Source organism: Pacificibacter maritimus, from assembly GCF_003814915.1.
GTDB classification, from domain to species: domain Bacteria; phylum Pseudomonadota; class Alphaproteobacteria; order Rhodobacterales; family Rhodobacteraceae; genus Celeribacter; species Celeribacter maritimus.
This window is the reverse complement of sequence record NZ_RKQK01000002.1, coordinates 125,184-149,998: the sequence shown is the minus strand read 5'-3', so window position 1 is coordinate 149,998 and position 24,815 is coordinate 125,184. Positions and strand designations below refer to the sequence as shown.

Here is a 24,815-nt window from a genome sequence, read left to right as displayed (position 1 = left end):
ATCGGAGCCCATGCATGTCTCACACGTTTCCTGTTCATGTTTACTACGAAGACACCGATCTTGCGGGCATCGTTTACTATGCCAACTACCTAAAATTCATTGAACGTGCGCGTACGGAATGGGTGCGTGCTGCGGGGATAGATCAGGTGGCGCTGAAGGCCGATGAAGGCATCGTGTTTGCTGTGCGCCGCATCGAAGCTGACTATCTGGCACCCGCGAAATTTGACGACGAATTGACCGTCGAAACCGATGTCGAAGCCATGACGGGCGTGCGTATCGTGTTGAATCAGGTCGTCAAACGCGGTGGTGAAGTGGTGTTTCAATCGCAGGTCACGCTTGTGGCACTCTCTGACACGGGGCAACCGACACGCCTACCAGCAATTATTCGCCGAAAACTGCACTGAAAACGCGGTAAACAGCCGTAATTTGGTCGATTTACCCCGTAAATCACGGGGCTATCACATGTAAGTGTTGGCGTGCCCCCTGCTCATGAGGTAAATCATGAGATAACAACAAGTCGCGAGACAGCGACACAGGCGAAAAGAGCAGGCTATGGAACAAACAACCCTTGCGATGGCGCAGGAGATTGATTTCTCCTTTTTGGCGCTTTTTATGAAGGCGACCTTCACCGTTAAAATCGTTATGCTGATGCTGATCTTCGCGTCCTTTTGGTCGTGGTCCATCATCATACAAAAACATATTGCTTACCGTAAAGCGCGCGCCAGTGCCGCTGTGTTTGATCAGGCTTTTTGGTCTGGTGAGCCTTTGGATGAATTGTTTGATAAAATCGCAGGTGCGCCTGCGAGTGCCCCCGAACGTGTGTTCGTGGCGGGTATGACCGAATGGCGTAGATCACACCGCGCCGATGGCGGCTTGATCGCTGGCGCTGGTGCACGAATTGATCGGTCTATGGATGTGGCTATTTCAAAAGAAGCAGAACACATGAACAGCCAGTTGTCTTGGCTCGCTACCGTGGGGTCCACTGGACCTTTCATCGGCCTGTTCGGGACTGTCTGGGGTATTAAAACAGCATTCGAAGATATCGCCTTGGCGCAATCCACCAACTTGGCCGTTGTTGCTCCAGGTATTGCCGAAGCGTTGCTCGCCACGGCTTTGGGCCTCTTGGCGGCGATCCCCGCGGTTGTGTTCTACAATAAACTATCGTCAGACAGTGATCAGATTCTAGGCGGATACGAAGCCTTTGCTGATGAGTTCTCTACGATCTTGTCGCGCGAATTGGACGCTTGAGCCATGGGTGCAGGTGTCGTTAAAGGCAAATCTGGCGGCGGACGGCGTGGTCGTCGTCGCGGTCATTCGGCCGCGATGAGTGAAATCAACGTGACGCCCTTTGTTGATGTGATGCTGGTGCTTTTGATCATTTTTATGGTCGCAGCCCCTATGATGACCGTTGGCGTCCCCGTTGAGCTGCCTGAGACAGCCGCCACAGCTTTGCCCCAAGAATCCGAAGATCCGTTGTCAATCACGCTGACAGCAGATGGCCGTGTCTTGCTGATGGAAAATGAAGAAGACCAAGACAATCTGGTCACAAAGCTGCAAGCCATCGCAGCTGAACGCGACGATGACAAAGTGTTTTTGCGCGCAGACGGATCGATCCCTTATGAACGCGTTGTGCAAGTCATGGGCGCTTTGAATGCGGGCGGTTTTCGCAATATCGGCCTTGTGACAGAGCAGGGCGGTCCACGTTTGGACGGCTCTAGCGTTAGCACGGATAACTGAGGCGCAACGCGTGAATACGGGTCAATATATTTCGGCTGGGGCCCATCTGGGCTTGGTTGCCTATGTTTTGCTGGGCGGGTTTTTCTTGTCTCCCAAAGACAGCGAACCTGTGCACACGCAAGAAGTCTCGTTGATATCAGAATCTGATTTCGCCTCACTGAGCCGCGTTGAAACCTCACCTGAGGTGCCCAATGAGGCCCCAGAAGTGACAGCCCCTGAAGTATCCACGCCAGAACCTACACCGCCTGCGCCGAGCGAACCTGCCGCGGCACCACCTGCGCCAGCCGAGCCTGCTCCCGAGGTTGACGTTACACCAGCGCCCAATCTAGCGCCCAGCCCTGATCCCGAAATTTCGCTCGAAGATCCAGGCGCAGGACTGCCTGACATCGCAGGGCAGCGCCCGACACCGCGCCCCGTGCCGCGCATCGCCCCTGAAGCTGTGGTGAACCCTGAAAAAACACCTGAGATCGCAGATCAAGTGGTGCCAGAAACATCACCTGATGCAGCCCCTGCAGCCGAACCTGTGCCTGAGGAACCCGCCGCAGCACCGCAAGAGGCTGTGACCGAAATCGTGACCGAAGCGGAAACCCCATCAGGAATGACGCAATCGCCACGGCCAAAGTCACGCCCAGCTGCAGCCGCGCGTCAAGTGGCCGAGCAAAAAGCACAAGAAGACGCCGCGCAACAGGCCGACGATCAAGCGCAAAGAAATGCGGATGCGGCCGCCAAGGCAGCCGCAGATGCCGCTGCGGCATTGGCGGCGGAATCAGTATCAGGCACGCCTGCTGCGCCATCACGCCCTGCTGGTCCGCCCTTAAGTGCTGGCGAAAAAGATGCTTTGCGTGTGGCTGTGTCACAATGTTGGAACACAGGATCAATGTCGACCGAAGCGCAGCGCACGACTGTGACTGTTGGCCTGTCGATGAACCCTGACGGGACGCCGCAAGCGGGGTCTCTTAAACTTCTAAGTTCTTCTGGCGGGTCTTCAGCCGCCGCAGAACAAGCTTTTCAAACCGCGCGCCGTGCGATTATCATCTGCGGCAAACGCGGCTTCCCGCTTCCTGCTGACAAATTTGATCAGTGGAGCTCGATCGAGATGACATTCGATCCCGAACAAATGAGGTTCAAATGACACGTTTCTCTGGATTAGCCAAAACCTGTGCTGCCACGTTCTTGGTGGGGCTTTTGTCGTTAGGTGCTTTTACAAGTGCCGCCGCGCAAGATACAGGGCCCTTGCGGATCGACATCACCCAAGGTGTGATCGAACCCTTGCCTGTTGCTGTGCCTGATTTTATCGCGCAGTCTGCGCAGGCTGCTGAATTTGCTAAGCAAATATCAGATGTGATCGCCGCCGATCTGGTGGGCACTGGTCTGTTTCGTGAAGTCCCTGAAAGTGCGTATATTTCAAACGTGACCTCCTTTGACAGCCCCGTGCAATACGCCGACTGGAAAGCCATCAATGTGCAAGGTTTGGTGACAGGGGCTGTCAGCGTTGATGCAGCTGGCAATCTGTCCGTAAAGTTCCGTGTGTTTGATGTGTTCTCAGACGGTCCATTGGGCGAAGGGTTGCAGCTCGGTGGATCGACTTCAAGCTGGCGCCGCATCGCGCATAAAGTGGCGGATGTTGTTTACAGCCGCATCACGGGCGAGGGCGCTTATTTCGACAGTCGCGTTGTGTTCGTTTCTGAATCAGGCTCAAAACAGGCGCGCAAAAAGCGTTTGGCTGTAATGGATTATGATGGTGCAAATCTTCAGTACCTGACAGATGATGCCTCAATCGTTTTGGCACCACGGTTTTCACCCACAGGTGATCGGGTTTTGTACACCTCTTACGAAAGTGGTTTCCCGCAAATTATGATGTTGGATGTGGGCACAGTGACGCGCCGCCAATTGCCAGTGCCGACCGAAAGCATGTCTTTCGCACCGCGCTTTTCGCCTGACGGCAACTCAGTTGTCTATTCAGTGTCGACAGGGGCCAACACTGATCTCTACCGTATGGATATTGCATCTGGGCAGGTGGCACGCTTGACCAATACGCCCGCGATTGAAACGGCCCCTTCATTTTCGCCTGATGGGTCCAAGATTGTTTTTGAAAGTGACCGTTCTGGAACGCAACAGCTTTATATGATGTCCGCGTCTGGCGGTGATGCGCAGAGGATTTCCTTTGGCGATGGGCGTTATGGCACGCCCGTTTGGTCGCCGCGTGGTGATTTGATTGCCTTTACCAAACAGGCCAATGGGCGTTTCCATATCGGCGTGATGCGCACCGATGGGTCCGAGGAACGCTTGCTGACGGCATCGTTTTTGGATGAAGGCCCCACATGGGCCCCCAATGGCCGTGTTGTGATGTTCACACGTGAAACTCAAGGCGCATCAGGCGAGTCCGCGCTTTATTCGGTTGATATTTCAGGGCGCAACCTGCGCCGTCTGCCAACCAATTCAGGCGCTTCTGATCCCGCATGGTCGCCTTTGTTGAAATAGAATACTTGCAGCATTCCCCAATCTGGGTCTTGGATGCTATACTAAGAAAAACGAGCAGCTAGATTTTCCGCACAGGAGAGACATATGACACAAACACATTCGACAAAACGGCGTAGCGCAAACGGCGTCAAAGCCCTCATTTTGGTATCTGCATTGGCTTTGACAGCCTGCACCAACCCTGATCGCTTTGGTGGATCAGATGCAGGCGCGATGGGCGCAGGCGCAGGGGCAAATGGCGGGATTATCGCAGGTTCAGCCAACGATCCGACATCTGTAGCCTACTTTAACCAAACCATTGGCGACCGCGTGTTGTTCTTGGTTGACCAATCAACATTGAACGATAACGGTCGTGCTGTTTTGGCGCAACAAGCCCAGTGGCTTTTGGCCAATCCAGGCTACACAGCGATCATCGAAGGCCACGCCGATGAACAAGGCACACGGGAATACAACCTTGCGCTTGGCAGCCGCCGTGCCGCCGCGGTGCAAGATTACCTGATTTCCCAAGGGATCAACCCATCACGTTTGAAACCAATCACATACGGCAAAGAACGCCCGATTGAAGTCTGTTCAAGCGAAGCATGTTACGCCCAAAACCGTCGCGCAGTGACAGTGTTGGCGGCTGGCGCAGGCGTAAGCTAAGGTTTGATATCATGGTAAAGGGTGGTGGAATGAAACGTATTTTGATGACGAGTGTTGTGGCTTTAGGTTTGGCTTTTGGCCAAGCGGCACAAGCACAAGACGCGCAGACATTGGCAGATATCCGTCAAGAGGCGGCTATTTTGTCGGTGGAAATTGTCAAACTGAAACGTGAACTTTCCACCACCGGTGCGCCAAATACCGCATTCGCGGGGGCGTCTACATTGGAACGTGTCGACACGATGGAAGCCAGCTTGACCAAGCTGATTTCCAAATTGGAACAGCTAGAATTCCGTATCGGGCGTATTGTCGATGACGGCACGCGCCAATTGGATGATATTAATTTCCGCCTATGTGATCTGGAAGCAGGCTGTGATATCGCCAATCTTCCAGTGCTTGAACCTATCGGTGGGGCGCCTGAAAATGGCGCAACTGATGTCATTGCTGTTGGCCCTGGCTCGCAAGCCCCGATGGAAGGTGGCGGCCAATTGGCCGAAGCCGAACAATCCGATTTTGATGCTGCCAAGGCAGCCTACGACGCGGGTACTTATCAACAAGCGGCTGATTTATTTGGCACATTTGCGCAAAATTACACAGGCGGCTTTTTGACAGCGGAAGCACATTTCATGCGCGGCGAAGCACTTAGCCAATTGGGTCAAACCTCAGAGGCTGCTAAATCATATTTGGATAGCTTCAATGTGTCGCAAGAAGGCCAGCGCGCCCCCGCAGCTTTGCTGCGCCTTGGTAGTTCTATGGCTTCATTGGGTCACATCGACAAAGGGTGTGTTATGCTGAGTGAAGTTGGCAACCGTTTTGCTGGGGCCCCAGAAGCCTCCGAAGCACAGGCTGCGCGTCAGTCGTTGGGCTGCCAATAGTTACGCCCACCAGACAAAACCGCGTAGGGCAGAAAGCTGGCCTGCGCGCAACAACTTTAGCGCGAATAGGTATTGGCACGACCAGCGCCTTGATTGACCAAAATATTTCGCTCATATCGGTGCCATGACTGACCAAAATTCCAACAGCGCCATGCTAAAGCATTTCTTTGCCTCTGCATTCACTTTTGACAAGCCTAGCCGCGTTGGCGTGGCTGTCTCAGGGGGCGGCGATTCAATGGCGCTTTTGCACCTTATGGTGGATTGGGCTGCTGAAAATAACGTTTATTTATATGCCGTTACGGTTGATCACGGGCTGCGTTCAGAGGCCAAGCACGAAGCAGAGTTCGTTGCGGAAACCTGTGAAAAACTGGGCGTAAAGCATAAGACACTGCACTGGACAGGCTGGACGGGCACAGGCAATCTACAAGACGCTGCACGCCGTGCCCGATACGCCCTGATGGCCGATTGGGCCAAAACGGAAGACATCACGACCATCGCTTTGGGTCACACGGCTGACGATCAAGCTGAAACCTTTTTTATGCGCCTAGCGCGTGCTTCGGGCATCGATGGTTTGACAGGCATGCAGCGCAGGCGTTTGTCCCATGACATCACTTGGGTGCGCCCTTTGTTGATGCAAGAACGGTTCGAGTTGCGGCAATATTTGCGCGATCTTCGCCAACCTTGGATCGACGACCCAAGCAATGACGACGAAGCATTTGACCGTGTCAAAGCGCGTAAAGCAATGGCGGCTTTGAGTGATTTGGGCATTGATGCGCATGTGGTCGGGCGTGTGATGGATCATCTATCTCAGGTGCAATCTGCATTGGATGTCGCAACTCATGATCACGCGATTGACTGTGTGAGCGAAGATCACGGCGACCTGATTTTAGATCGCAAAGCCTTTGCTCATGGCGCGCCAGAGGTGAACCGTCGTCTGATTTCACATCTCCTGAAATGGATTTCATCGTCGGATTACGGTCCGCGCGGTATGAAGCTGCAAGAATTCATGTCAGCCATTTTACGCGGCAAAAACGCGACATTGCACGGCGTGCGCCTGACTGTTCGGCAGGTTGATGGGGCGAGTGAAATGCGTTTATCGCGGGAATTTTCGGCTGTTGCTGATGAAATTTGCACAATCGACGACATTTGGGACGGGCGTTGGCAAATTACCTGCGACAAAACGCAAGACTACTTGGTGCGTGCTTTGGGCGAGGACGGAATGCAACAATTGGACACGCAGACGGGTAAAAATCTACCTAGAGAGAGCTTAAAGTCCACGCCTGCGGTGTTTTTAGGCGATAAATTAGTTAGCGCTCCCTTGGCTGATCCGCAGGTTCCACAGGGTCAACCTAAGATTTTGACCAGTGCAAAATTGATCCACCCGCGTGGACAGGTGTATACTTCTCTTTTATCGCATTGAACTTACCCCGCTGATCCCTATTTTAAGGGCAACCGCTTAGCGCCCCCGCGCTGAGTCTGAATTTTCGAGGAGACCTCACTTTGGGTAATGCACGAAATCTTGCGTTTTGGCTGGTTCTGTTGATGCTGGTTGTTGCGCTGTTTAATGTTATCGGCGGCAATCAAACCACATCTGCATCAGATGAACGAGATTATTCCGAATTTATGACCAGCGTTGACGCAGGCAATGTCAATTCCGTCTACATCAACGGCGAGAAGGTGACCTACACTTTATCCGATGGCACCGAACTTTACGCGATTAACCCAGGCGATGATGCTTTGGCGCGTACCTTGGTTGAAAAAGATGTCACCGTTAAAGGTAAAGCGCAGCGTCAAAGTGGTTTCCAATCCTTGCTGATCACCTTCTTGCCTTTCGTTCTTATCATCGGGGTTTGGATCTTCTTCATGAACCGCATGCAAGGCGGCGGCAAAGGCGGCGCGATGGGCTTTGGCAAATCGAAAGCCAAGCTGTTGACCGAAAAATCCGGACGCGTGACATTTGATGATGTGGCTGGCATCGATGAGGCCAAAGAAGAGCTCGAAGAAATCGTAGAGTTCTTGCGCAACCCGCAAAAATATTCCCGCTTGGGCGGTAAAATTCCAAAAGGCGCATTGCTTGTTGGTCCTCCCGGTACGGGTAAAACCTTGCTGGCGCGTGCGATTGCGGGCGAAGCTGGCGTGCCATTCTTCACCATCTCAGGGTCTGATTTTGTTGAAATGTTCGTTGGTGTCGGTGCATCTCGTGTGCGCGACATGTTTGAACAGGCCAAGAAGAACGCGCCATGTATTGTCTTTATCGATGAAATCGATGCCGTGGGCCGTGCCCGTGGCGCAGGTTACGGCGGCGGCAATGACGAACGCGAACAGACACTCAACCAATTGCTTGTTGAAATGGATGGCTTTGAAGCCAACGAAGGCGTGATCATTGTCGCCGCGACCAACCGTCGTGACGTGCTTGACCCCGCTTTGCTGCGTCCAGGTCGTTTTGACCGCCAAGTCACCGTGCCAAATCCAGATATCAAAGGTCGTGAAAAGATTTTGGGCGTGCATGCGCGTAAAATCCCGCTCGGGCCTGCGGTTGATCTGCGCATCATCGCGCGCGGTACGCCGGGCTTTTCGGGTGCTGATCTCGCCAACCTTGTGAACGAAGCCGCTTTGATGGCCGCCCGTGTGGGCCGTAATGTGGTGACGATGATTGATTTCGAATCTGCGAAAGACAAAGTCATGATGGGCGCAGAACGCCGCTCAATGGTGATGACGCCCGAGCAAAAAGAAATGACAGCCTACCACGAAGCAGGTCACGCTATTGTCGGCATCACTTTGCCGAAATGTGATCCTGTCTACAAAGCGACAATCATTCCACGCGGCGGCGCTTTGGGCATGGTGATGAGCCTGCCTGAAATGGATCGCTTGAATATGTTCAAAGATGAATGTCATCAGCGTTTGGCCATGACCATGGCGGGTAAAGCGGCTGAGATTTTCAAATATGGTGAAGATCAAGTGTCCAACGGGCCTGCAGGTGATATTCAACAGGCGTCTAGTTTGGCGCGTGCGATGATCCTGCGTTGGGGCATGTCAGACAAGATCGGCAACATCGATTACGCTGAAGCCCATGAAGGATATCAAGGCAACACAAGTGGTTTGTCTATGTCTGCTGCGACCAAAGAATTGGTCGAGGACGAAGTGCGTCAGTTCATTCAAGATGGCTACGATACAGCTTATAAAATCTTGACCGACAACACTGAGGCCTTTGAACGTCTGGCGCAGGGCTTGTTGGAATATGAAACACTCACAGGTGATGAAATCAAACGCGTGATGGCAGGTGAACTGCCCCATGTGGATGAAGAGGCCGAAGACGCGAAAGACGCGGATAAACCATCTTTGATGGCCGTGCCTAAAACGCGCAAACGCAAGGTTGAAATCGTCAAAGACGAAGACGTGAAACCCGATGAAGACGAGGCGGATAAAGACGCATAAGCGTCGCCTGTGTCACAGTATTAAAAGCCGCTCCCAGTCATTGGGGGCGGCTTTTTTAATATCGGGGCGCAACTTGTGTGATGTCAGACTTTCTAAAATCCACGCCCCATGCTAAACGCCCCTCAAATGCAGCGCGCGTGCGCCGCTTCGTTCTTTTCGCAGGAGACAGTGATGACAGCCCAAGTGATTGATGGAAAAGCCTTTGCGGGCACAATGCGCGAAAAAATCGCAGCCCATGTGGCGCGCTTGAAAGAAGTGCACAACATCACACCTGGATTGGCTGTGATCCTTGTGGGCCAAGACCCCGCATCAGAAGTTTATGTGCGCAACAAAAACAAATCCACCATCGAAGTGGGTATGAATTCTTATGAGCACAAGCTGCCTGCGGATACATCCGAAGCTGATCTTTACGCGCTCATCGACAGGCTGAACGCCGATCCTGCCGTCCACGGCATTCTGTGTCAATTCCCTGTGCCAGACCATTTGTCAGAGCGCGATATCGTCGCCCGTATTGATCCAGCTAAAGATGTTGACGGCCTACATGTCTTGAACGCTGGGCTTTTGGCAAGCGGTCAACGCGCGATGGTCAGCTGCACACCTTTGGGCTGCTTAATGTTGTTGCGCGAACAACTGGGCGATCTGTCTGGCAAAAACGCAGTTGTGATCGGACGGTCCAATCTTGTGGGGAAACCAGTGGCTCAGCTTTTGCTGCGCGATAGCTGCACGGTGACCATTGCCCATTCGCGCACCGCAAATATCGAAGAGGTCGTGCGCGGTGCTGATATCGTCGTGGCCGCAGTTGGCCGTGCTGAAATGATCAAAGGCGATTGGATCAAATCGGGGGCCACAGTGATCGACGTGGGCATTAATCGCATTCCAGCCCCTGAACGTGGCGAGGGTAAAATGCGCCTTGTGGGCGATGTGGACTATGCTGGCGCGGCCAAGGTCGCAGGCGCTATCACCCCTGTGCCAGGTGGTGTTGGGCCCATGACCATTGCCTGTCTTTTGGCAAACACAGTGACGGCGTGCTGTCGCGCAAACGGCTTAGCAGAACCCGAAGGCCTGACAGCGTGATTCTTAGGCTTTGCATCAAAGTCATGGCGCAAACGGTTTGGTCTGTTTGCGCCATTTTTATGGGTATGCAGAGAAAAACGATACGCACCTAAGCATCCAGCGCTTGTGCATCTCGCTTCCAGCGCTTGTCAGACCATAACGCCAACAGAATTCCGATTGCGATCTGAACGATCAAAACCGCGAACACGCTGCGCGGGGCAAGGGCGCCTAAGCTCAATCCGTACATATAGCCTATCATCAATAAAATGCTGACTGCTGCGAAATGTGCAGCGACCAACACATCCATTGTTCGTTTCTGAATAAGCGACATAATCCAAAAGGTCAGCCCGCAGATCAAAGCTGTGGATACGATGGTTGACGTCAAAACTGGGTCCATGCGCGATGTTTCAATGATCGGCACCAAGACGGTCATGATGACGCGTGCACCGAAACGAGCGAATAGAAATGCCATGAAAAATTGGCCCGATATTGCTAGGTTTTCTTTCATATCAATGGGCAAATTCACTGGCCGCGACAAACATATTGGCCCATGCACGATCAATCAAATCAGGGGTCATGTGATAGGGCTCACCTTCAAATTCGCAAATCGCGATGATCTGATCGATCAAAAATATCGGCTGATAATTGGCGTAAATATTGTCAATTGTTGGATATTTCTTTTTCAGAAGATGCACCAAGGATGCTTCATCAAGAGGCATCTTTTTCTTGCGTGCCATCATCGCGAAAATCTTGAGAAAGCCTTCTTGGTCAGGGCCGTCGATTTTGATTTTGTAAAAAATACGGCGCAGGGCGGCAGTGTCGAAAATCTCATTGGGATGGAAATTGGTCGAGAAAATCACCAAAGTATCAAAAGGCACTTCGAATTTTTCACCCGATTGCAGCGCTAAAATATCTTTGCTTTCTTCCAGTGGAACAATCCACCTGTTGATGAGTTTTTGTGGTGGTTCTTCTTGGCGGCCAAGGTCGTCAACAATGAAAATCCCGCCATTAGATTTCATCTGCAAGGGGGCTTGATAGGTGCGCGCTGTCGGGTTGTAGACCAGATCAAGCATGTCCAAAGTCAATTCCCCCCCCGTAATGACCGAAGGCCGTTCACAGCGCACATAGCGGCGATCAAATCTATTGGCTGTACGGCGCAAAGCGGTGGCGCTGTCTTCGGCTTCTTCGCGGATCACATGCACAATCGGGTCATAGACCGTGATCACTTGCCCGTTGTATGACAAGGCGCGCGGCACATAGATCAGATCACCCAACGCGTCGCGAATACCGTTTGAAATCGATGATTTCCCGTTTCCTGGAGGTCCGTACATCAAAATAGACCGCCCCGCGCCAACAGCTGGGCCTAGCTGGTCCAGCAATGTAGGCGGCAAAATCAAATGCCCCATCGACCCCGTCAGGGCCTCGCGTGTAATGCGCATATTGCGCACAGATTGGCGCTTGATCTGGTTGGAATAATCTTCAAGTGGCACAGGCATAGCGCCATAATATTCAGATTGAGCCAAAGCATCCAAAGCCCGCGCCTTGCCTGTATCGGACAAGCGAAATCCCATTTCAGACCCAGAGCCCGCGTGCAATGTGCCTGTGGCCTCAACAAGTCCTTGTTCGCGGGCGAGATCGACCAACTCTTGCGTGACAGGAACAGGCAAAGCCAATGTCGCAGAGAGCACAGAAACCTGTTCTTGATTGGTGCGGAACATGGTTTTCAACAAAATATCGCGCATCATAACGATGCCCAACCCAGTGTCTGCAATACTGCGCGGCACAGTTGGCGCAATCACATTTGGCGTGATCCCGTTTGGTGGCGTGTCATTGGTCATGCGTGGTGTCCCTGCTTTACTGCTCAGTGTCGCCTGTGGCGACCTCTTTGCATCACTCTATCTTTGTGGCGGCGTGAGGCCAACAATTTACCGCGCAAATCTTTGCAAAGTTTTGTATTTCCCAATAAACATATAGAAAAATGAAAAGGCATTGTGATGCGTAGACTTTCTCGAGCTCAATATGGTTTGGTTCTGATCGCGGTGATCGGCGTTTTGGGTGGAATTTCTATCGCCAAAGGTGGGCTATATGTTGATCGCTACGAAGGCGATTTAGTGCATATGCTTGATATCGTCATGCGTTTAACACAAGGTCAAATACCGCATATCGACCTATCAACCCCGCTTGGTTTGGCCGCATTCTATCCGATTGTACTCTTTACTAAATTGGGCGTTGGGGCTGGTCTTAGCTTTATCTACGCGCAGATCCTCATTGCTGTTTTGATGTTGCCTATCGTGATGCGCACGGGACTTTCACGCCTGACGGGTTTGGCCGCTTGGCTGTTTGGGATCGCGACCATGGTGATGATCTTGGCCTTGGTTCACGGCGAAGCCGTCGCGTCGCAATCCGTGTCGATGTATTACAACCGCTGGGCATGGGCACTGACATTCTGTCTTGTCTTACTTGCAGTCATTCCCGCCCACAAAAATGTCAAAAAACCCTATATTGATGGAATCATAATTGGCGGTCTTTTGGCGGTGCTGGCGCTCCTCAAGCCCACATATTTTATTGCGCTTGCCATCCCTGTGACGCTTGCTTTGGGGCTGCGGGGCGCATGGCGGTCGTTGGTCATTGCTGTGCTGGCGGGCCTTGCGGTTGCGCTGGCGGTTTGGGCCTATTTTGGCACAGACTTCTATATGTATTATGTGACCGATTTGCTTTCTGTCACGGCCTCTGAGACGCGTGCTGCACCTGGGGCTGAGTTAAGCGAAATCCTGAATGGACCACGGTTTCTCATCGGAACATTGACCTTGGTGTTAAGCGTTATTGTGCTGCGCCAAGGCGGGCAGGGGCGCGCAGGACTTGCGTTGCTGGTGTTTGCGCCTGCGTTTGTCTATGTGACCTATCAAAACTTTGGCAATGACCCCAAGTGGTTGTTACTGCTTTGTATTTACCTCATGGCACATCGACCCAACGCGGGGCTGCGTGTGATTTTCAATGCGGATGCACGTCATGCGACTGCGGCCTTGGCCTTGGTCAGTTTTGCGCTGATCGCGCCGTCATTTCAAAATATGATCACCAGCCCGACACGTCATTTGGGAGAAGATGAAAGTGGGTATCAGCTTTTGATCAAGGACGTCGATATAGCGCAAGATCTTTGGGTCTACACAGACCGTATGGCTGTGATGAGTGAAAAGCGGCCACTGACGGATCGCTTGCCTGCCTTGGCTGCCTACGGCAAGCCTGCGCCAGAACCGACCCAATTTATGGGTGAAAACCTGCCCAATTGTTCGCTCGTCTCAGGGGATACAGTCGTTCAAACATATATGGCGGATCGTTTGAAAGAAGCCCCCTTCGGCTATGGTCCTGAGACGCAGTTTTTCATCGCAGATACAGCGACTTTGATATGGATGGCAGGCGGATTTGCGCCGCTGACAAGAGGCGCACCGTGGCACTATTCTGGTGCGCCTGGCATTGAGCATGCGGATGTTTTGGTTGTCCCGCTTTGTCCAATTGATGCACGATCCCAATCGGATACTTTGGCTGCGATCGAAGCGGCGGGCGTGACGATAGATCCGCCAATCAAAAACGATTTGATGTGGGTTTATAATATCGTCAAATAAACTTGGGGTGCTTTTGCAGATCTGTAAACTTAGCTGGAAAACGCAACGATACCAAAATAAGCCACAAATGTTCCCGCAAGCGCGAGCCCTACAGGGAATTTTTTATCGTCCCATGACACCCAGTCTGATGTGGCGCGGCGCACGATGGGCAGGGCGCGAAAAATGCGGTGGGTGACGAAAGCACCCAACACAAAGGCGCAAAACAACGGCACGACAAAACGCGCATCTGCGGCTGGAATAAACATCGCCATGGCTGCTGCAAATTTTCCATCGCCCGCGCCGACCCCCATAAACATAAAGGCGAACATGCCCAAGAAATACATGATCGCGCCATGGGAAAAGCCCCATAGGTACATGTCAAAGGAAAATAGGAACGGGCCGATAATGATGTATAATCCGACCACCGCAATCGCGATGGCATTGGGCAATTTCATGCGCGCCAGATCGTTGAATGCGGCAAGAAAACACAAAGGCGTTGTGACGATCAAAAGCCAGATCGCGGCAGTCGGCTCTAACGTCAGCATTAGTTTGTGACGTTGGCTTCAAGGGCGCGCAATGACCGCACAGCCGTTTCAAAGTGCTGCGGGTGCGTGTCGATGGATTCCTTGATCAACCCTTTGCCGATGGTCACATCGCCTGATTTCACAGCGGACAGGCCAAGCGTATAAAGCAATTGAGCGCGCTCAACTTGGGTCATGGTCACCACTGGCAATTCATATTTGCCCTGCGCGCCACGGGATAAAACAAGGTTGTTTTTCGCTGTGAACAGTTTGGGGTCGTATGTGATTGCTTCGGCAAACAAACGTTCTGCTGCTGAGTATTCACCGCGGGTCAATTTTGAATAGCCCCAGTTGTTCAGCACGGATGACGGCTTGGTCGTGAGACCAACCGCTGTTTCGTAAAAACTATCTGCCTTGGTCCAGTTTTGTTTGCTGTCTGCAACCATGGCTTCCAAACGGTAGCGTTTGTATGTTTCATGGGTGGGGGGCACTTGGTTCAACTGTTCTTCTGCGCCATCCCAATCGCCAGAGCGGATCAAGGCATCTGCCAGATCAACGCTATCTGTGCTGGTCGAGTCTTTGTGTTTGACCACGTTTTTCCATGCGATAACAGCCGCATTTGTGTTGCCAGCTCGGATCAAAGACTTGGCTAGGCCTCGTTGCAAATCAATACGATCTGGATCGGCGTTTAGGGCGCGTGAGAAGTAGGATGCGGATTCATTGGGATCTGACGCTGCCAACATCACATCGTTGAGATTGCTCTCATCAATGACATTGACCGAGGTTTTCGCTCGTTTCACATCGCCAAATTCGGATTGACCACAATTGGCCAAAACCATCGCGCCCGAAAGGGTCAGCGAAATCATAAGTAGTTTACGCATGGTGCCTGCCACCTCTTTGACTGCTTGATTTGCCAGCTATCGGCCTTTTTGCATCCAAACGATCTATCGCACGCAATTTAAGTGCAAAAGATCAATTTGCCGCTGGGTTAATCCCAAGGTCCGATTAGCGCGCCAAGATTAGGTAATCACCCGTTCCCCTACGCACCAAGGCAAAATCACTCTCATTATCGATGATTGTATCAGGGTTTTTTAATTTTGCGAGTGCCAAGCGCAAATTGTCGCGGATTTCGGCAGAATCGCCACTATCGAGGGCAAAGGCTGTGCGGAACACGCGTTCTGCTTCGCCGAAGTTGCCTTGCTCCATCAACACCACGCCCAAGTTGTTCCATGCAGGCACAAAGGTTTCATCGGCTTTCACAGCTCGGCGCAGAATTTTTTCTGCTTGGCCCAAGCGCCCCAATTTGAGATTGGCAGAGCCGATTGCAGACATAACATCGACATCCAAACCACGTCCAACAGCAGCGCGCAGGTAGGCGGTGAGGGCCAACTCATATTCACCAGCAGCCATCAATCGGTGACCGACGATCAAACCATCGACAGAGGTCTCACTGGTATCGATGCCCTTAGGCGCATATAGGCCGTTGTCCTTGAGGGGCGTAAGGCGATCTTGACTGCAGGCTGACAGGGCCAACATAAAACAGAAAACCGATAGGACATGCCCACCGAAAGGGCGTGTTGCTCTGTTAAATTGCATCTGTCATCGCCAGTTGTATAGAGGGCACCTAAGTGCCACCCTATATGAGTTTTCATAGCTCAGAAAGAGGAAGATCCCAGCAGCACCGAAATGTCGTAAACCGACGGGCCGATTAAGATGATTAGCAGCGGTGGAACAGTCAACATCATCGTGGCCAAAGTCATTTTGGTCGGTAATGTGTTGGCCTTTTCTTCGGCGCGCATCACCCGTTTGTCGCGCATTTCATTGGCATAAATACGCAAAGCATCCGCAATAGATGTCCCGAAGGCTTGCGATTGAATGAGTACAGTCACAAAGGATGCAACATCGGCGACACCCGCGCGATCTGCCATATCGCGTAGAACGTTGATCTTGTCTTTACCCGCTTTGATTTCATAGCTGACGATTTCAAATTCATCCGCAAGGGCGGGAAAGCCAGCGCGAATTTCGCGTGCAACACGAACAATGGATTGATCCAAAGATTGCCCTGCTTCAACGCAGACAAGCATGAGATCCAGAGAGTCGGGAAACCCGTTGGTGATTTCTTCTTTACGGGTCTCGACGCGGCGCGTGATCCAATATTTCGGAGCCATGTAACCGATTGCAGCGGGAATGAGCACTGTCAAAATCATTGACTGGGTGGTCACTTCTGCATTGCCGCTTTTGATCAGGGCCAAGATCATACCAAAGGCCAGCAGCCCCAAGCCCAAGGCGAATTGCGCAAAATGGTACATACGCACAGCGTTCTTGCCGCGATACCCAGCTTGGATCAGTTTGAGTTGAACGGCTGAATATTCTTCTTCGTCTTGTGGCTCTAGAAAGCCCGCATATTTTTCCAGCTTGTCCTTTTTCTGAACATCACGCAGGCGGGTCTTTTTGCTGTTTTTTGCATCATGCGCTTGGGTTTCTCCGCGCACTTGGGCGCGCAGGCGGTCCAATGGATCGTTGCGTTTTTTCAACAAGGCGGGGGCGGCGATCAGCATCAACACGACCCCCAGAACACCCATCAAGATAAGCGGGCCAAAGGGGCCAAGTTGTTCGCCAAAAATCGCAGTAAAGAAATCGAGCATGATAGGTCCTTTCCCTGTCTAGACTTTGATGTCGACAAGAGAGCGCATGATGAAAATATTGGCGACAAGGAAGCCGGCAACCACAAGGCAGGCTGGGATAAAGACGGATGTGTCTTTTACCGTGTCGTAGTAATCGGGTTTGGTCACAGCAATCAGCAAGAGGCAGCCCAGGGGGAACATAGATAAGAACATACCTGACCACTTTGCCTCGGCGGTGATCGCTTTGACGCGGCGAAACAGTTTGAACCGCGCGCGGATCACTTTGGCCAAGCCATCTAGGACTTCGGCCAAGTTACCGCCAGATTGTTGTTGAATGGAAACTGCCACCGCAAGAAACCGTAAATCTTGCATGTCTAGGCGTTCTGCCATGCTTTTCAGGGCCTCACCTACGTCACGACCGTAAGCGGATTCATCGGCGATCACGCCCATTTCGGTGCCCAAAGGATCAGGGACTTCTTTGGAAACGATTGTCAGCGCATTGGAAAATGGATGACCAACGCGCAAAGACCGCACCATCAATTCCACCGCATCGGGCAATTGTTCTTCGACCATTGCCATGCGTTTTTTCGCTTTGTTGGACACCCAAACAAAAACAGATGCCACACCCATAGCCAAGGCGATACCAAGACGGATCGGCGCCGATGTTGATGTGCCAACTGTGAGGCCCACGAATGAAATCATCGCCAAAAGCATCATGACCATAATCAATTGCGCTGGGCTAAAAGCGATATTGGCCTTTTGTGCTTTCTCGGCCAAAATCGAATACAAAGGCATCTGGCGCGACTTTAGGTGTTGCCCCATTTCTTTGCGCAACTGGTTTAAAACCTCTTCGCGGTTTCCGCCTTTTTCAAGCAATTCAAAGCGGCGGTTTACCTTGCTGTTGAGCGAAATTGATTTGCCGAACACCGTGAGATAAATGCCTTCGACCAGCAAAAGCACGGCGACAAAGACGATGATATAGATGATAAGGTCTGTTGAAATTGTCATGACGTCTATCGCCTTTACTGAGGTTTCGTTGGCTCAAACAATGAAGGCGGTAAGTCGTAGCCCCACATTTTGAACCGTTCGGAAAAGTGACTGCGCACGCCTGTGGCGGTGAAATGGCCGATAATTTTATTGTCGGGCGTCAGGCCAGTGCGCTGATAACGGAACACTTCTTGCATCGAAATGACATCGCCCTCCATGCCGGTGATCTCTGTGATAGAGACCATGCGACGCGAACCGTCTTGCAAACGCGAGGCCTGCACGATCAAGTTCACAGCGCTGGAAATCTGACTGCGCACCGCTTTTAGCGGCATTTCAATACCCGCCATCGCGACCATATTTTCAAGACGCGACACACCATCGCGCGCAGAGTTGGCGTGAATTGTGGTCATCGACCCATCGTGGCCCGTGTTCATCGCTTGCAACATATCGATGACTTCTTCGCCGCGGGTCTCACCCACGATGATGCGATCTGGACGCATCCGCAAAGCGTTGCGCAAACAATCGCGCTGCGACACGGCGCCTTTGCCTTCGACGTTGGCAGGGCGGCTTTCCATGCGTCCAACATGTGTTTGTTGTAGCTGTAGTTCCGCCGTGTCTTCGATTGTTAGAATGCGTTCATCGTCATCAATGAAAGATGACAGGGCGTTCAAAGTGGTGGTTTTACCAGAACCCGTACCGCCCGACACAATCACGTTTAGACGCGTGGCCACAGCCGCTTGCAAATAGGCGGCCATTTCTTCGGTGAAGGCGCCGAATTGCACCAAATCATCGATGGCCAGTTTTTCTTTCTTGAACTTACGAATGGACACCAAAGACCCATCAACCGCAACAGGGGGCACCATGGCGTTGAAGCGCGATCCATCCGCCAAACGCGCATCCACATAGGGGTTGGATTCATCAACGCGGCGGCCCACGGCGGATACGATTTTATCGATGATCCGCAGCAGGTGCTTTTCGTTTTTAAAGGTTACGTCAGACAGTTGTAGTTTGCCGTTGCGTTCCACGAAAATCTGCTGAGGGCCGTTGACCAAGATATCGTTGACGGTGTCGTCTTTTAGCAAAGTTTCCAAGGGCCCAAGGCCTTTGACTTCGTCAAATAGATCTTGGTTCAACGCCATCCGTTCGTCGCGGTTCAGCACCATGCCTTCTTCGTTTAAAAATTCGGTGGTGATATTTGCGATCTCAAGCTTCAGCTCTTTCTCGGGCGCATTTTCAAGGGCAGCAAGGTTCAAATCCTCTAGCAAACGTTTGTGCATCGATACTTTGATGTCAGAGATACGTTCTTTGCGCTTTAGCTCTTTTTCAACAGGCGCGACCTGCGCCACGCGGGTTGATTCGCGGCGTTGAATTGTCGGCTTTGCTGCAGGTGCCACTGTGGTTTCAGGTGCTGTTGCCGCCTGTTTTGGCATGTCAGGTGCCGGCGCGCCTGTCACGGGGCGTGCTTGTTTTGCGTCTGATTTTTTGTATCTCGAAAACATTTGGTTTTCCCTAACTTCACCCAAGATCGGGTTTTATTGCGCAGCTGCGCTCATTTGTTCGCTTTGACGTGCATGAATGGAGGCTGCGAGTTTTTGAATCTCTTTTCGCAGTGGATTTTTCGCGGCACTAACCCCCAAAGGCGCGCCTTGGTCGTTGGATTGCAGCACTTGCTTACCGCCATCGGGTAATTGAACATCGACGGCGATTTCCAAGCTTTCTGACATACGTTTGATCCTTGATTTCGCTGACAAATCCATGCCTTTCGGCGCGCGGTTTAGTAGGAAACGGAATTTTTCAAACGGCAATTCTTCGGCTTTCAAAGCAGAGCGTAGACGCAAGATGTTTTGTGCAGACCTCATGTCCAGTTCGAATGGAGAAAAGATTATGTCGGCTTGGGTGAAAATCACCTCTGACCAGTTCACCAATGTCGTCGGCATGTCGATCAGAACGTAGTCAAAATGATGACGCGCCATTTCCATGATCCGCTCTAAATCTTCCGTGTCGATAAAATCGAGTGGCAATAGATCCGCGGGGGCCGTGAAGACCGAAAACTGATCGTTGTAATTGGTCAAGGCCTGCTGAAACGCTTCGTCATCCATATGATCAGTCGACGACAAAAGTTCATAAATCGCCTCGCGGCGGGGCAGGTCAAGGTAAGTGGAAACCGAGCCAATTTGCAGATTCAAGTCGATCAAAAGCACGCGTGGCTTTGGGGCTTTCTTTTCGACATTTGCCAGTTCCCAAGCCAAATTCACGGCCAAAGTCGTCGCACCTGCGCCGCCTGCTGCTGCTAAAATGGGCAACACGACACCGGAAGCATTACGCGATGCCTTGGTGCCAGGATCAACGAAATCCGCTGCAATCACTTTTTGCGGCGCATCCAGCCGTTCGATGGCTTCTTTCAACGCGTTTTCAGGCAAAGGGTAGGGAATGAAATCTTCCGCGCCCAGTTGCAGCAGTTGATGCAGCGCCATTGGGCTGACTTCATCAACGACCAAAATCACCTTAACATTCTGATTTTTAATTGTTTTGATCAAGTCAGCGATCAGCGCAAGCAAACCTTCGTCTTGCTGATCAATCGCGATGGCAACAAACTTTAGGCCGCCAGATTCCGCTTGGCGGAAAAATTGTCGCGCATCTTCAAAGCTAAGATCGCCCCAGGATTCTCCTAGTTCGTTCTCCATGTCTTCGATCAACAGATCGAAATTCTGAACATCGCGCGAAATCGTGCACGCAACCAATTGGTCCTGTTCAGACTGCAATGCAGTTTCACTCGTCATTGCCGCGTCCCTCTTTACCTTGGGGCGCCAAGTTCCAACCGGGTCTGTACTAAAGCACAAAGCCCGCCCCTTTGGTCCTTGGCGCATACCACCCGACTCACTGTCGGATAAACTGCTCCTATTAGGACTAAGGTGACGGGCAATGTGGGCAACAATAGGGCCAAAATCGCGTAATAATTCGCAATTGCGATACGATTACTCTGGTGTGATTTTAGATTCTCCAAAATCAACCAGATCAGATGGCGCTGTACCGCTTTCGATGTACTCGCGGTGAATGATATCAGCGTAGCGGCTGTCCATAATCAGAGGATTGCTTTGCACAAATCCTGAAACTTCAGTGACAGTGCGGCGGTTGCGGCGCTCTTCGGTTTGAACTGCGACCAGTGGTCGTGTTTCGCCTTCTGAAATCACAGCTTCAACGCGAGATTTCGAAATGCCGAGACGCGCCAGCTCATTCACAACAGCGTGCGCACGGCGCAATCCGAGTGATTTGTTATAGGCGTTTGAGCCAACAAGATCGGTGTGCCCAAAGACACGGAAGCGGACTTCTGGGAATTGCGCAATAAAGCGGGCCTGTTTCTGGATGATCTCGCGGGCAGGTCCATCCAAAATCGCAGAGTTGAATTCAAAGTTAACGGTTGTATCAACTTCGGCTGCGAAGCGTTCGTTTAGGTTGATCGCATAGCTCAGCTCGCCGTTTTGAATCATCGTGTTGTTCAAGGTGGCGTTGCCGAATGTGCCATTGTCCATGTAGCCGCCAGCCTCTTGAGTCCAAGAGGAAAAGATCTCTGAGTCTGAACAAGCTGTGAATGCCAAGAGTGCAGAGATCGCCACTGTTATTTTTAGGGAATTACGCATCATCTTACTCCATCACGTAGCCGTAAGACCCCGAAAAGTCCTGCTTGGCCACTTCAGCTGCCACACCGCTTTTCGCGTTTTTCGTACCGCCGAAAGTTTTACCAAATAGGAACAGTTCAGATTCTGTAGGGATTTTCACGCGATCTGTCGGCAAAGCCAACGCAAGACCGCTTGTTGGTGTCACCAAATGCGGCGTGACGATGATCACAAGTTCAGTTTGTTGACGTGAATAATCAGCAGAGCGGAACAGAGATCCCAAGATTGGAATATCACCCAACCATGGGACTTGGCCCGCGAGGTCTTGGAAATCATCTTGTAGCAAACCTGCGATCGCAAAGCTTTCACCATCACGCATTTCTACGGTGGTCGATGTTTCGCGACGCTTGAACGAATTTAATGTGAACCCTTCAAGGCTGTAGTTCACCGTTGTGTCGATACCTGATACGGCAGCTTTCAATTCAAGGTTAATCTGGTCGCCGTTTACAACCCGTGGGATGAAATCAAGTTCAACACCAAAGGGTTTGTATTCGATAGTGATACCGTTGGTTGTCGCAACAGGGATTGGGTACTCCCCACCCGCAAGGAACTTGGCCTGCTGGCCAGATAGAGCCGTGAGGTTTGGTTCCGCCAAGGTGCGCACAATACCTTTGTTTTCCAAGGCTTCCAACATGACAGCAATTTCAGTGCCACCAATTGAGCCGCCCAGTTTCAAAACGCCGAGTGCGTTTTCTTTAGAAGTGATCGCGCCTGTGACGCCGTTGTTACCACTTAAGAATGTACCAGTTTCACCAGCTGAAAAGTTTCCAGCCGCATTTGCAACGCCAGCAAAGCCCAATGATCCTGAAAGATTTTTAGACACAGACCGCGACATTTCCGCAAAGCGCACTTTCAACATAACTTGTTGCGTGCCGCCGATGTTGAGTAAGTTAGATACGCGGTCGGGCGCATAGCGATTGGCCAATTCCACCGCACGTTCCATGCTGGTGACCGAACTCACAACACCAGACAGCACAATACCGTCATTGGCTGTGCGCACTTCGATCGGCTCATTTGGCATGATCTGACGCAGGCGTTCTTTGAATTCTGAAATATCAGGTGTGACCTGAATCTGTACGTTGGTGATAAGCGATCCATCGGGGGCCAACAGGGTCATCGTCGTCAGGCCAGGAGACCGACCCAGCACGTAAATCGATCTGTCAGACAATGTCGAAATATCTGCGATTTCCGCGTTTGCGACTGAGATTTCCGCAAAGGGTTCGTCGCTTTCAACAACAACCGCCCTGTTCATCGGCACATTTAATGCACCGGATGGGGACCCTGTCATCACACGTAGTTTTTCAGCATAGGCCATCGGTGGCACCATGCTTGCAACAGCGCAGCCCAAGAGGGCCGCCTTTATAATATTCATCATTTTCATGTGACCTGCCTCTGGTTGATCACGCCTCTAAATATGGGTTCTAGCGACCCGATTGCCTTTACCATGGGACAAAATCATTTTTTTTGCAAGAATCAATCGCTTGTAGGTCAGTGGTGATGTGGACAAGTTACAGTCGTGGCGGCGTTTGCAAGGCGAATGGTGAGCAGTTCATTGGGCAACCCTTTGAAAAAAAGCGACACCTTATCAAAAGATGCCGCTTTCGGATTTTACGAATGAGCGCCCACTGAGCACCCACATTGGTAACTTATGGGCGAGTTAAGGGTCAGTCGTTACACGGAATAGGTGTTTCGATGATTTCCGCGCCCTTGCGGGTCCGAACCGTACAGACGCGCTTAGCGGGGGCTGCGGCGACTTCGGTTACCTGTTCGATTCCCAAAAGTGTCTTCTGATCGATCTCAACATTGCTGATCACAGTGTCGTCGTCACGACCGACAAGGGATAAAGATAAACGACCTGATGACTGCGCCTGCGCAAGCGCTGCAACCTGTTGCGGCGTGACTTCCACAGTGACTGTGCGTGCAATCGTCGGCGTTGCGCGTTCACCATCTGCGATTTGGTCGATGGCCACAAGAGGAACAGACGATTGAATGAGCTTGGTGACATCCCCAGAGCTACGCCCAGGTAAGCGGCCGGACCAGTAGACATCTACGCGGTCTCCCGCACGTAGAAAGCCAGATACGCCAGTTGACACATCAACACGAATTGCGAATGCGCGCATACCTTTGCCCAAACGCGAGGCAACGCCCGCACTTTCGCCTGGTTCAGTGACTTTTACCTCGAGCAGCGGTTCTTTTGGCTCGATCGTGCGCAAAGCTATGCGCGGTGTGTCGAGACCCAGTGGAAACAAGCTTTCTTCGGTTTGGAAAATACCGTCAGGCATAGAGTCGACTGGCCATTTGACCAAAGCCACAATATCCGATGAAATTGCATCGCCATAGGCAACCTTTTTGGTCACAATGTAGATGTCTTCGGTTTTAATTACTTCTTGGCGGAGTGACTTTTCGTGGTTCAACTCAGCTTGATAGGTAGATAAAAAACCCCGCGTCATGTGGACAGCAAAACCTGCAAGGGCCATCCCGAACACGAGTACTAATCCAAAAATAATACGCATTTTACGCCCTCTTACTCTTTGACCCCATTCGGGCCTTCGTTCTCATGTGTTAATCTGGATGCGAAATGTGGCGATTTGTTGGTTGTGCAGTGTCACAGGCAAGGATTTTATACAATCAGGCGTCAATCGCATCGATTGTACTCTTTTGGGGAACGCGCGCTGTGTCGTGACTGGGGCGCAACGAAAAAGACCGCACCCTAAGGCGCGGTCTTCTATCTAGTTCGTTGAAGCAAACTCAGCTTAGCCAGCTGTACGTGTTGCCAAATCTTTAGAGATTGTTTCACCCAAAGTTTTTGTACCGTTTGATACGGTTGCAAGAACAGCAACACCGAGACCAACGATCGCAGAAGTCAAAACTACCCAGTCAACAGTAACCGCGCCGTCTTCGTTTTCGTTGTAGTTTTTGTAAAGCTTGAAGAATTTCATGATGTATTTCCTGATATTTGAGAAAGTTAGGTCTAGCGGGCTTAGCCAGCTGTACGTGTTGCCAAATCTTTAGAGATTGTTTCACCCAAAGTTTTTGTGCCGTTTGATACGGTTGCCAGAACAGCAACACCGAGACCAACGATCGCAGAAGTCAAAACCACCCAGTCAACAGTAACCGCGCCGTCTTCGTTTTCGTTGTAGTTTTTGTAAAGCTTGAAGAATTTCATGATGTATTTCCTGATATTTGAGAAAGT

General features: G+C 51.6%; 24 protein-coding genes and 1 pseudogene. 11 read left to right on the top strand and 14 right to left on the bottom strand.

All coding sequences use genetic code 11. The annotated features are described in order from the left end of the window. Positions 1 to 14: 14 nt before the first annotated feature. From ybgC to folD, 10 genes are all read left to right on the top strand, one after another. Positions 15 to 404, top strand: coding sequence for a tol-pal system-associated acyl-CoA thioesterase (gene ybgC / locus EDD53_RS07270; RefSeq protein ID WP_123792576.1), 390 nt, complete (start codon positions 15 to 17; stop codon positions 402 to 404). Positions 405 to 552: 148 nt separating this feature from the next. Beyond that, a complete protein-coding gene (gene tolQ, locus EDD53_RS07265; protein WP_123792575.1) occupies positions 553 to 1,248 on the top strand; it encodes a protein TolQ in 696 nt (231 codons plus the stop codon). Between the two features lie 3 nt (positions 1,249 to 1,251). Then, positions 1,252 to 1,737, top strand: coding sequence for a protein TolR (tolR, locus tag EDD53_RS07260; RefSeq protein WP_123792574.1), 486 nt, complete (start codon positions 1,252 to 1,254; stop codon positions 1,735 to 1,737). A 10-nt stretch (positions 1,738 to 1,747) separates the two neighbouring features. Further along, entirely contained in the window at positions 1,748 to 2,869 is a 1,122-nt protein-coding gene (locus tag EDD53_RS07255) for an energy transducer TonB (protein WP_123792573.1), read from the top strand. Beyond that, on the top strand, positions 2,866 to 4,218 hold the full coding sequence (gene tolB / locus EDD53_RS07250; protein ID WP_123792572.1) for a Tol-Pal system beta propeller repeat protein TolB: 1,353 nt from the start codon (positions 2,866 to 2,868) through the stop codon (positions 4,216 to 4,218). Before EDD53_RS07255 ends, tolB begins: the two co-directional genes overlap by 4 nt. Before the next feature lie 84 nt (positions 4,219 to 4,302). After that, complete coding sequence (gene pal, locus EDD53_RS07245; RefSeq protein ID WP_123792571.1) at positions 4,303 to 4,857, top strand: peptidoglycan-associated lipoprotein Pal; 555 nt, start codon at positions 4,303 to 4,305, stop codon at positions 4,855 to 4,857. 29 nt (positions 4,858 to 4,886) lie between these two features. Continuing rightward, entirely contained in the window at positions 4,887 to 5,729 is an 843-nt protein-coding gene (gene ybgF / locus EDD53_RS07240) for a tol-pal system protein YbgF (RefSeq protein WP_246002287.1), read from the top strand. A gap of 124 nt (positions 5,730 to 5,853) precedes the next feature. Continuing rightward, positions 5,854 to 7,149, top strand: coding sequence for a tRNA lysidine(34) synthetase TilS (tilS, locus tag EDD53_RS07235; RefSeq protein WP_123792570.1), 1,296 nt, complete (start codon positions 5,854 to 5,856; stop codon positions 7,147 to 7,149). A gap of 80 nt (positions 7,150 to 7,229) precedes the next feature. Then, positions 7,230 to 9,164 (top strand): ATP-dependent zinc metalloprotease FtsH, encoded by a 1,935-nt coding sequence (gene ftsH / locus EDD53_RS07230; protein ID WP_123792569.1) that lies wholly within the window; start codon positions 7,230 to 7,232, stop codon positions 9,162 to 9,164. A 171-nt stretch (positions 9,165 to 9,335) separates the two neighbouring features. Then, entirely contained in the window at positions 9,336 to 10,238 is a 903-nt protein-coding gene (gene folD / locus EDD53_RS07225) for a bifunctional methylenetetrahydrofolate dehydrogenase/methenyltetrahydrofolate cyclohydrolase FolD (RefSeq protein WP_123792568.1), read from the top strand. An 88-nt stretch (positions 10,239 to 10,326) separates the two neighbouring features. Here the strand turns inward: folD and EDD53_RS07220 are convergent, their stop codons facing one another. Next, a complete protein-coding gene (locus tag EDD53_RS07220) occupies positions 10,327 to 10,689 on the bottom strand; it encodes a hypothetical protein (RefSeq protein WP_123792567.1) in 363 nt (120 codons plus the stop codon). A 37-nt stretch (positions 10,690 to 10,726) separates the two neighbouring features. After that, positions 10,727 to 12,055, bottom strand: a complete 1,329-nt coding sequence (locus EDD53_RS07215; protein ID WP_123792566.1) for a P-loop NTPase family protein — start codon at positions 12,053 to 12,055, stop codon at positions 10,727 to 10,729. A gap of 156 nt (positions 12,056 to 12,211) precedes the next feature. Here EDD53_RS07215 and EDD53_RS07210 point away from each other — a divergent pair, with 156 nt between their 5' ends. Then, a complete protein-coding gene (locus EDD53_RS07210) occupies positions 12,212 to 13,837 on the top strand; it encodes a hypothetical protein (protein ID WP_123792565.1) in 1,626 nt (541 codons plus the stop codon). A gap of 29 nt (positions 13,838 to 13,866) precedes the next feature. Here the strand turns inward: EDD53_RS07210 and EDD53_RS07205 are convergent, their stop codons facing one another. The 12 genes and pseudogenes from EDD53_RS07205 to EDD53_RS07150 all read right to left on the bottom strand — a co-directional run. Further along, on the bottom strand, positions 13,867 to 14,361 hold the full coding sequence (locus EDD53_RS07205) for a prepilin peptidase (protein WP_123792564.1): 495 nt from the start codon (positions 14,359 to 14,361) through the stop codon (positions 13,867 to 13,869). Continuing rightward, positions 14,361 to 15,218 carry a tetratricopeptide repeat protein gene (locus EDD53_RS07200; protein ID WP_123792563.1) on the bottom strand — a complete coding sequence of 286 codons (858 nt, stop codon included), beginning with the start codon at positions 15,216 to 15,218 and terminating at the stop codon, positions 14,361 to 14,363. The genes EDD53_RS07205 and EDD53_RS07200 overlap by 1 nt, the downstream gene beginning before the upstream one ends. 124 nt (positions 15,219 to 15,342) lie before the next feature. Beyond that, positions 15,343 to 15,933 (bottom strand): tetratricopeptide repeat protein, encoded by a 591-nt coding sequence (locus EDD53_RS07195; protein WP_246002286.1) that lies wholly within the window; start codon positions 15,931 to 15,933, stop codon positions 15,343 to 15,345. A gap of 59 nt (positions 15,934 to 15,992) precedes the next feature. After that, entirely contained in the window at positions 15,993 to 16,982 is a 990-nt protein-coding gene (locus EDD53_RS07190; protein ID WP_123792562.1) for a type II secretion system F family protein, read from the bottom strand. Positions 16,983 to 17,000: 18 nt separating this feature from the next. Next, positions 17,001 to 17,969: a type II secretion system F family protein gene (locus EDD53_RS07185; protein ID WP_123792561.1), complete on the bottom strand. Its 969-nt coding sequence runs from the start codon at positions 17,967 to 17,969 to the stop codon at positions 17,001 to 17,003. A gap of 14 nt (positions 17,970 to 17,983) precedes the next feature. Then, the gene (locus EDD53_RS07180) at positions 17,984 to 19,447 is read right to left on the bottom strand and encodes a TadA family conjugal transfer-associated ATPase (RefSeq protein WP_123792560.1); all 1,464 of its coding nucleotides are present in this window, start codon (positions 19,445 to 19,447) and stop codon (positions 17,984 to 17,986) included. Positions 19,448 to 19,480: 33 nt separating this feature from the next. After that, entirely contained in the window at positions 19,481 to 20,728 is a 1,248-nt protein-coding gene (locus EDD53_RS07175) for a CpaE/TadZ family protein (protein WP_123792559.1), read from the bottom strand. A 195-nt stretch (positions 20,729 to 20,923) separates the two neighbouring features. Then, positions 20,924 to 21,586: an OmpA family protein gene (locus EDD53_RS07170; RefSeq protein WP_123792558.1), complete on the bottom strand. Its 663-nt coding sequence runs from the start codon at positions 21,584 to 21,586 to the stop codon at positions 20,924 to 20,926. 4 nt (positions 21,587 to 21,590) lie between these two features. Beyond that, positions 21,591 to 23,003, bottom strand: a complete 1,413-nt coding sequence (locus EDD53_RS07165; RefSeq protein WP_123792557.1) for a type II and III secretion system protein family protein — start codon at positions 23,001 to 23,003, stop codon at positions 21,591 to 21,593. A 283-nt stretch (positions 23,004 to 23,286) separates the two neighbouring features. Continuing rightward, the gene (gene cpaB, locus EDD53_RS07160; RefSeq protein WP_123792556.1) at positions 23,287 to 24,135 is read right to left on the bottom strand and encodes a Flp pilus assembly protein CpaB; all 849 of its coding nucleotides are present in this window, start codon (positions 24,133 to 24,135) and stop codon (positions 23,287 to 23,289) included. A gap of 240 nt (positions 24,136 to 24,375) precedes the next feature. After that, entirely contained in the window at positions 24,376 to 24,561 is a 186-nt protein-coding gene (locus tag EDD53_RS07155; RefSeq protein ID WP_123792554.1) for a hypothetical protein, read from the bottom strand. A gap of 41 nt (positions 24,562 to 24,602) precedes the next feature. After that, a pseudogene (locus tag EDD53_RS07150) lies at positions 24,603 to 24,815 on the bottom strand (hypothetical protein); the annotation flags it as partial.

What these genes read in the sequence shown, in the direction of transcription:
- ybgC (WP_123792576.1), top strand. Translation starts at nt 15, where the DNA reads ATGTCTCACACGTTTCCTGTTCATGTTTACTACGAAGACACCGATCTT.
- tolQ (WP_123792575.1), top strand. Translation starts at nt 553, where the DNA reads ATGGAACAAACAACCCTTGCGATGGCGCAGGAGATTGATTTCTCCTTT.
- tolR (WP_123792574.1), top strand. Translation starts at nt 1,252, where the DNA reads ATGGGTGCAGGTGTCGTTAAAGGCAAATCTGGCGGCGGACGGCGTGGT.
- tolB (WP_123792572.1), top strand. Translation starts at nt 2,866, where the DNA reads ATGACACGTTTCTCTGGATTAGCCAAAACCTGTGCTGCCACGTTCTTG.
- pal (WP_123792571.1), top strand. Translation starts at nt 4,303, where the DNA reads ATGACACAAACACATTCGACAAAACGGCGTAGCGCAAACGGCGTCAAA.
- ybgF (WP_246002287.1), top strand. Translation starts at nt 4,887, where the DNA reads ATGAAACGTATTTTGATGACGAGTGTTGTGGCTTTAGGTTTGGCTTTT.
- tilS (WP_123792570.1), top strand. Translation starts at nt 5,854, where the DNA reads ATGACTGACCAAAATTCCAACAGCGCCATGCTAAAGCATTTCTTTGCC.
- folD (WP_123792568.1), top strand. Translation starts at nt 9,336, where the DNA reads ATGACAGCCCAAGTGATTGATGGAAAAGCCTTTGCGGGCACAATGCGC.
- EDD53_RS07220 (WP_123792567.1), bottom strand. Translation starts at nt 10,689, where the DNA reads ATGGCATTTCTATTCGCTCGTTTCGGTGCACGCGTCATCATGACCGTC.
- EDD53_RS07215 (WP_123792566.1), bottom strand. Translation starts at nt 12,055, where the DNA reads ATGACCAATGACACGCCACCAAACGGGATCACGCCAAATGTGATTGCG.
- EDD53_RS07210 (WP_123792565.1), top strand. Translation starts at nt 12,212, where the DNA reads ATGCGTAGACTTTCTCGAGCTCAATATGGTTTGGTTCTGATCGCGGTG.
- EDD53_RS07205 (WP_123792564.1), bottom strand. Translation starts at nt 14,361, where the DNA reads ATGCTGACGTTAGAGCCGACTGCCGCGATCTGGCTTTTGATCGTCACA.
- EDD53_RS07200 (WP_123792563.1), bottom strand. Translation starts at nt 15,218, where the DNA reads ATGCGTAAACTACTTATGATTTCGCTGACCCTTTCGGGCGCGATGGTT.
- EDD53_RS07195 (WP_246002286.1), bottom strand. Translation starts at nt 15,933, where the DNA reads ATGCAATTTAACAGAGCAACACGCCCTTTCGGTGGGCATGTCCTATCG.
- EDD53_RS07190 (WP_123792562.1), bottom strand. Translation starts at nt 16,982, where the DNA reads ATGCTCGATTTCTTTACTGCGATTTTTGGCGAACAACTTGGCCCCTTT.
- EDD53_RS07185 (WP_123792561.1), bottom strand. Translation starts at nt 17,969, where the DNA reads ATGACAATTTCAACAGACCTTATCATCTATATCATCGTCTTTGTCGCC.
- EDD53_RS07180 (WP_123792560.1), bottom strand. Translation starts at nt 19,447, where the DNA reads ATGTTTTCGAGATACAAAAAATCAGACGCAAAACAAGCACGCCCCGTG.
- EDD53_RS07175 (WP_123792559.1), bottom strand. Translation starts at nt 20,728, where the DNA reads ATGACGAGTGAAACTGCATTGCAGTCTGAACAGGACCAATTGGTTGCG.
- EDD53_RS07170 (WP_123792558.1), bottom strand. Translation starts at nt 21,586, where the DNA reads ATGCGTAATTCCCTAAAAATAACAGTGGCGATCTCTGCACTCTTGGCA.
- EDD53_RS07165 (WP_123792557.1), bottom strand. Translation starts at nt 23,003, where the DNA reads ATGAAAATGATGAATATTATAAAGGCGGCCCTCTTGGGCTGCGCTGTT.
- cpaB (WP_123792556.1), bottom strand. Translation starts at nt 24,135, where the DNA reads ATGCGTATTATTTTTGGATTAGTACTCGTGTTCGGGATGGCCCTTGCA.
- EDD53_RS07155 (WP_123792554.1), bottom strand. Translation starts at nt 24,561, where the DNA reads ATGAAATTCTTCAAGCTTTACAAAAACTACAACGAAAACGAAGACGGC.